The organism is Lacrimispora sp. (assembly GCF_032078915.1).
Lineage (GTDB): Bacteria > Bacillota > Clostridia > Lachnospirales > Lachnospiraceae > Lacrimispora.
The window spans coordinates 1-7,252 of the sequence record NZ_DAMAUN010000122.1 but is presented as its reverse complement, the minus strand read 5'-3'; the positions used below and the strand labels follow the sequence as shown (position 1 = coordinate 7,252).

The following is a 7,252-nucleotide window of genomic DNA, read 5'->3' as shown; positions in this document are numbered from 1 at the left end:
CGAAAAAATCCGTAAAATTCCTGTTATTCATTCTATGACATCGCCTTTGCTTTTCCGTTATTTACCCGATTACATCCGCTTCTCTTTTACACGGATTGAAAGTACCCCTTTAACAATTTCATTGCATGATCAATCTCCTGCTTTGTGGTATATCTGCCCACACTAAAACGTACTGCACCTAATGCAATTTCTTCTTCAACGCCCATAGCAGCTAAAACAGGAGAAATGGTTTTTGAGCCAGAATGGCAGGCGGAGCCGGTTGAGGCACATAGTTTAGACAGCGCCGCCAATATCCGGGCGCCATTTTCTCCCACAAAACTGACATTAAGAGTATTGGGCAAGCGATGAACCGGGTCACCGTTAAGGTGAATATTACTGCCGAACACTTTCTTTAGCCGGTCATAAAAATAATCTCTTATGGGCATCAAACCATTTTGATCCAAATGTTTTCCCGCCTGCACCGCTGCCTCTCCCAAGGCTACAATATAAGGCACATTTTCCGTACCGGCACGCCTGCCATTCTCCTGGCTTGCGCCATGCAGAAATGATTCCATTTCAACTCCATCACGAATAAACAATGCACCAATTCCTTTTGGAGCATAGAGTTTATGACCTGCAAGAGTCAAAAAATCCACTGGTAACCGGGAAACGTTAATATCCACTTTTCCAATGGACTGAGATGCATCTGTGTGAAACAAAACGCCTCGTTCTCTGCAGATTTCCCCCAATTCCCTGATAGGCTGCAAGGTACCTACCTCATTATTGGAATGCATGATACTAACCAAAATCGTTTCTTCACAAATGGCATTTCTTAAATCCTGAGGGTCCACAGAACCCTGCCGGTTTACTGGAAGATAAGTGACTTCATAACCGTTCTTCTTTAAAAACGAGAGTGGTTCCATGATGGAAGGGTGCTCGATACAAGAAGTAATAATATGCTTTCCCTTGTTCCGATAAGTGTAGGCAACTCCCTTAATTACGGCATTATTGGATTCACTGCCGCAGCTTGTGAATAAAATCTCGCTGCTTTTGGCACCAAGCAATTCCGAGACCTGTTTCCTGGCATTCTCAACTGCACCTTTCGCAAGCTGTCCCAATTCGTAACTGTTGGATGGATTTCCAAACTCTGACTCCAGATAGGGAAGCATGGCATGATATACCTTTTTGTCGATAGGTGTCGTGGCATTATAGTCTAGATAAATCATAAATGATCCTCCTTACACAGATAACATCGGGCATTTAATGAACCGATACAGAACATGTTTTATGTTGATTTTCTTGTTCTTCTCGTTGCAATCTTTATCATTAAAAAATAAACTTGTCAGCAACATGGAGCAATGTGCAAAAATTCGGCATTCTATTTCATTACATGCTAAGTTTGACAGCAAAATACTTTCTAAAGGCAATTTTTAATTGCATTTAAATAAATATAGCATATATTGATAGTAGCGTAAACACCGTATTACGCATATTCCTATTAATAATATTTCGTATAAAGGAGTAATAAATAAATGTATGATATGACAAACTGTCGGCATGGATACGTTGTTTACTCTATGACAAATAACGCTGATGATAATGAGATAATAGCTATTCGCCAGAAATCCGATGATGATTTTACATTTATTAAGGCTTACAAAACAGGCGGCAAAGGCACTGGAACCCCAATTGTTGATCCTCTTGGTTCACAGGGATCAATTGCACTATCCGATGACGGACATTTCCTTTTCGCCGTGAACGCTGGCAGCAGCAATATCTCCAGCTTCAAAATCACCAAATCGGGAACCTTGATTCTTGCAGACGTGAAGCAGTCCGGCGGTTTCCTTCCAGTAAGCCTGACAACTCACCGTAATCTTCTCTATGTGGCAAATGCAGGCGATGGGGGCAGTATTGCGTCCAATATTACCGGTTTTCACGTTGACGAAAACGGAATACTTACCGAAATCATAGATTCTGGGAAATCATTAAGTTCAGAAAATGCCAGGCCAGCCTGCATTGTCATCAATCATAACGGAAGAAAAATAGCAGTTTCCGAGCAAAACACGAGCCTGATCAGTTTATTCACTGTTCAGCCAGACGGAACCCTTACCGGCCCAATCATCAGCAATTCCAGCGGTCCCGGACCTTTTGGCTCTGTCTTCTTAACAGATGAAATCCTGCTGGTTACGGAAGTTGGAATCAATGCACTATCTTCCTACAAAATTAATCACGATGGAACCCTAACAGCCATCAGTTCTTCCGTATTGAATTTTCAAACAGCTTCCTGCTGGGTTACACTATCAGAAAACAGACGTTTTGCTTATACTTCCAATGCCGGCAGCCATACAATAACGAAGTATGAAGTTGAAAGCAATGGACGTTTGAGGATTTCAAATATTGTCTATAGTACGAAAGAAGGATCTGGTGCTCCAATAGACAGCGGCGTTTGTTCCAATAACTTGTATGTACTCAACGGAAATGAAGGCTCCATCAGCGTTTTCCTTACGGAACGGAATGGCAGACTCCTTCGAAAGCAGCTTATCCGCGATACACCGCTACCGGATTTGGGTTCACAAGGTATCGCGATCCTATGCTTACCAGATAAATCTTAAATCATCTGTTTACTAATTCTTTCGATCTCAATTTGCCTGATATCATATACACAATCCTGTCAGGCAAATTGTGGTTGCGCCAAACCTTTATTCTATCTTTCTATATTTGTGCTGCGGTCTTCCTACCTTTCCATATTCCACTAATTTATATATCTTTTCTTCCTTTTCCATAAGCTCCAGATATCTTCTTACCGTGACTCTTGCGATCTGCAGCATTTCTGCAAGATTTTCCGCAGTATAATACTCTTCCCCGCCCTGCTCGATTTTTTCCCAGATGGCATGATAGGTGTATTTATTAAAGCCCTTGGTAAAATCCGCTTCGTTCTGGGCAGCAATCTGACCGGATAAGTACCGGTCTAAATCCTTCTGCTCAATCATTTCGCTGTTCTTAAAGCTGTCATAGCGGTCCTTAAACTGCAGTAAAGCTTCCTTAAAGCGCTCAAAGCGAAAAGGCTTTATCAGATAATCTACCACCCCATACCGAAATGCCTCCTGGATTCGTTCTATGGATTTATCTGCTGTGATTAAAATGATATCTGCATTAATTTCCTGGCTTCGGATCCATTTTAAAAAATCCATTCCATTTTCATTAGGAAGATACACATCAAGCAGAATCAAATCCGGCTTTTTGGAAAGCATCGCCTTTTTTGCTTCCTCCAGATTTGATACTCCTTTGTATAGGGTAAATCCTTCCACTCTCCTTAAAAACTTCGAGTTGATCTCCAGAACCATTGGATCATCTTCCACAATCATGACTCCAATCAAGTTCTTCCCTCCTTTCCATTGGAATTGTAATATCCCATTGAACGCCTTCTTCTGATGTTAAATGGATCGTTCCTCCATATTCCTCAATGATCTTTTTCACAATGAACAATCCGCATCCACGCTGCCCCTCTTTGGAGGAAAAGCCCTGTTCAAATATCTTTTCGTGAAGCTCCGGAGGGATTCCTTTTCCATTATCCTTTATCCGGATGGTAAGAAACTGCTTCTCCTCAGCAATTTTGATACCGATCCTGCCTGTCCCGTCATTTTTTACTTCATCCAGTGAATTTTCGATCAGATTTCCGATAACCGAACCCAGATCCTGGGAATTCATGCCACAGGGCAGTTTATTCAGTCTGGAGCTTTCATCAATGGTTAACTTAATTCTGCATTCCTCCGCTTTATTATACTTGGACAAAAGAAGAGCGGACACGGCGGAATCCTTGATATGATCCGTGAGAATATGGCTCATTTCCGTTCTTATCCTGGCAGCATCGGATATAAACTGCAGGGCTTCTTCATATTCCTCAAGCTGTATGAGACCGGCAATGGTATGAAGCTTATTCATAAACTCATGATTCTGTGCCCGTAAGGACCAGGCCAGCTTTTTTACTCCGGTCAGCTCCTCCGCCAGTTTGGTTATCTCAGTTTTGTCCCGGAAGCTGGCTATGACCCCGATCACCTGTCCCCGATTCATGATGGGGATCCGGTTGGTGACAATCAAAGTATCATGAAGCCTTTGTTCATCATCAAATTCTGCCTGTTTCGTGCTTAATACATTTGTCATGCGGGTATTGGGGATTATCTCTTCAATATCGCATCCGATTACCTGATTCTTCATTTCATCTTTATTAAATCCAAGAATCTGTAATGCTGAATCGTTCATCAATGTGATCCGGCCTTCCTGGTCAATGGCTACCAGCCCTTCATGAATGGCATCCAGTATTCCCATTTTCTCATGATAAAGCTTTGCGATCTCATCGGGTTCTAATCCCAGCAGCATCTTTTTGATATGGTTCGCCAAAAGAAAGGCTCCCGCGCTTCCTGCCGACAGCCCTCCAAAGCCGATTAACATGATATAGAAAACAGCCATGTGCTTCGCCTTTTCGATCCGCGTGATCAGCGTACCGACAGAGACAAAACCGATCTCTTGATGGCTTTCATCATAAATCGGTGCAAAGGCACGCAGGGATTTCCCCATAGTTCCGGTTGCCTCGGATACATAAGTCTCTCCCAGGCGTACCACACGGTCCTCATCTCCTCCCTCAAACGCTTTTCCGATCATTTGGGGATTGGGATGGGAATAACGGATTCCCTGGTTATCCGCCACTGTGATATAATCCACCAGTTCCAGATTCTTAAGCTGCATATCAACATAAGCAGCAATTATCTGAGTATCCTTTTTTCCCAGCGCACCGATCACCTCGCTGGAATGTGCAACAAGCTCCGCCACATTCATGACATTGGTCTTCGCTTCCTTTTCGATGCTCCTGGTCATCCAGGAAGCAACAAATGAAATAATGATGGCAATTGAAACAAAAACAACTGCAATGACGAATAAACTCAGCATGGTCTGCAGCTTCATTGGTTTTTTTCTTTCCATAGCACAGTTGTCCTTTCTCCCCCTATTTTACCAAATAATCCGGCGGATCACAATGTCCTTTCTCTTTCACAAAAGAATACTCCCACGGGATGCAAACATGTTTTATTCTAGTCTGCCTCCGTGGGAGCATCGTATTCGTTATTGGTTTCTTAAACCGTTTTTATCCGGCCGCCTCCGCCCTGTCATTATGTTTTACCCCATTCAACTGATTCTGTCTAAGCTTTTTAAATACAAAGGATACAATAAACGGACAGATGATTGCCGATACCACGCAGGCTGCGGCTACCTGTGCGGTTGCTGCGGCTGCAACCACGGCAAGCGTCGGGTCGGCCGCTGCAACCGCCTCAGGCGTTGCCACCGCATTCCCAGCCGTAGAACCGGTCGCCAGGCCGATGATGGGTTCTTCTTTAAACAGCTTAAGGAGTATGTATGCCCCTATTCCGGTAAATGATGCCACGATCCCAAGCAAAATGCCAGGACCTCCTGCTTTCACGATTGTTTCTAAGTTCATTCCAGCTCCCAGAGGAAAGGAAAAGAACGGAATCAACAGTAATTTGCTGCTGCCCAAAAAGGCTCTCATATCGGAATCCAGATTTCCTAAGATCATTCCGATTACAATGGGGATCATCACTGCCAGTAATGCCTTAAAAGGAACCTGTGCCAGACCGGAAGCCCCAAGTGCCACCAGGGTAAAGAACGGACCATCCTTAATTGACAGCAGAGCATACGCTCCCACATCAGTCTCATCCCCATACTGTGAGGCAAGAGATGCATAAAGTCCTCCGTTGCAGTTGGTTAATCCCGCAAGAATGGCTAACGGGGAAAGTCCAAGCACACCGGCTGAGCCAAAGACCTTTCCGACAAAAATACCAATTCCAGCTCCTACGATAAATTTGCCAGCGATCAGCAAGGCTCCCTTTTTTATTGCCTTTGGAGCCAGTTTAAAATGAATCTGTGAACCGATCAGAAACATAAAACATGCTAAAATCGGCGTGGACGCGGTTTTACTGAATAATGCGGTGGTAAACCCTCCCATTTCCAAAAACTGAGGGAAAAAGGTGTTGACCAGAACCCCTAAAAACAAGGGAACCACCATCATTCCTCCCGGAATCTTATCCAGGGTTTTTTTGATTGGAATCTGCATATTTCAATCCTCCTATTTTTTAAAAAGCCAATTCTTATCTGCTTTGTGACTGCTGCAGGTGATTTTAAGACTTTTGCTATATTCTGGCTGCACCGCTCTCTCTTGCCGCCTTTTTTACTGCTTCCGCCACGTTTTCTGAAACCTTTTTATCCAATGCATTAGGAATGACACATTCCTCATTCAACTCCTCATCGGAAACCATGGATGCAATGGCATAGGCTGCCGCAAGCTTCATATCCTCATTGATTTCCCTGGCCCTTACCTCCAATGCGCCTTTGAAAATTCCCGGAAAAGCAAGAACATTGTTTACCTGATTGGGAAAATCCGAACGGCCGGTTCCTATGACTCTGGCGCCCGCTTCTCTTGCCGCCTCCGGCATAATTTCAGGTGTGGGATTTGCCATGGCAAAGAGGATGGCGTCATGGTTCATGGAGCTTACCATTTCCCTGCTTACAATGTCAGGAGCAGAAACTCCGATAAACACATCCGCACCCTTTAATGCATCGCTTAAATCTCCCTTTAACTGATCCGGGTTTGTTATTTTCGCCAGGGCCTGCTTGGCATGGTCAACGCCTTCTATTCCCTGATATAGAATGCCTACTTTATCACAGACAATCAGCTTTGAAACGCCGCAGGCAAGCAGTAGCTTGGCAATGGCGGTTCCCGCTGCGCCTGCACCGTTTACCACAACTTTAATTTCTCTGATATCTTTGCCCACTACCTTTAACGCATTGATAATTCCTGCCAGCACCACAATGGCGGTTCCGTGCTGATCATCGTGGAATACGGGAATGTCAAGCTCTTTTTTTAACCGTTCCTCTACCTCAAAGCACCTTGGTGCTGAAATATCCTCCAGATTGATGCCTCCAAATCCCGGGGCGATCCATTTAACTGCTGTTACAATTTCATCCGTATCTTTGGTATCCAGGCAAATCGGAATTGCATTGACATCCGCAAATTCTTTAAATAAAATCGCCTTTCCTTCCATAACCGGAAGACCTGCTTTTGGTCCGATGTCTCCAAGCCCAAGCACTGCGGTTCCGTCAGTAACCACTGCCACCAGATTTCCTTTAGAGGTATACTTATACACATCTTCCTCATTGGCATGAATTTTCCGGCACGGCTCCGCTACACCCGGAGTATAAGCAAGGC

At 44.1% G+C, this 7,252-nt stretch carries 6 protein-coding genes; 1 reads left to right on the top strand and 5 read right to left on the bottom strand.

The annotated features are described in order from the left end of the window. Positions 1-86 precede the first annotated feature (86 nt). Positions 87-1,205: a cysteine desulfurase family protein gene (locus RT269_RS27480; protein WP_313187485.1), complete on the bottom strand. Its 1,119-nt coding sequence runs from the start codon at positions 1,203-1,205 to the stop codon at positions 87-89. 306 nt (positions 1,206-1,511) lie between these two features. Between RT269_RS27480 and RT269_RS27475 the strand changes: the two genes are divergently transcribed. Then, positions 1,512-2,591 carry a lactonase family protein gene (locus RT269_RS27475; RefSeq protein WP_313187483.1) on the top strand — a complete coding sequence of 360 codons (1,080 nt, stop codon included), beginning with the start codon at positions 1,512-1,514 and terminating at the stop codon, positions 2,589-2,591. A gap of 87 nt (positions 2,592-2,678) precedes the next feature. On the opposite strand, the gene RT269_RS27470 is transcribed toward RT269_RS27475, so the two are convergent. The 4 genes from RT269_RS27470 to RT269_RS27455 form a co-directional block, all read right to left on the bottom strand. Beyond that, on the bottom strand, positions 2,679-3,356 hold the full coding sequence (locus RT269_RS27470; RefSeq protein ID WP_313187481.1) for a response regulator: 678 nt from the start codon (positions 3,354-3,356) through the stop codon (positions 2,679-2,681). Continuing rightward, positions 3,328-4,956, bottom strand: coding sequence for a sensor histidine kinase (locus tag RT269_RS27465; RefSeq protein ID WP_313187479.1), 1,629 nt, complete (start codon positions 4,954-4,956; stop codon positions 3,328-3,330). Before RT269_RS27465 ends, RT269_RS27470 begins: the two co-directional genes overlap by 29 nt. A 160-nt stretch (positions 4,957-5,116) precedes the next feature. Next, positions 5,117-6,100, bottom strand: coding sequence for a 2-keto-3-deoxygluconate permease (locus RT269_RS27460; RefSeq protein WP_313187477.1), 984 nt, complete (start codon positions 6,098-6,100; stop codon positions 5,117-5,119). A gap of 76 nt (positions 6,101-6,176) precedes the next feature. Then, positions 6,177-7,252: NAD(P)-dependent malic enzyme (locus RT269_RS27455; RefSeq protein WP_313187475.1), on the bottom strand; the 1,076-nt coding region annotated here is incomplete at its 5' end.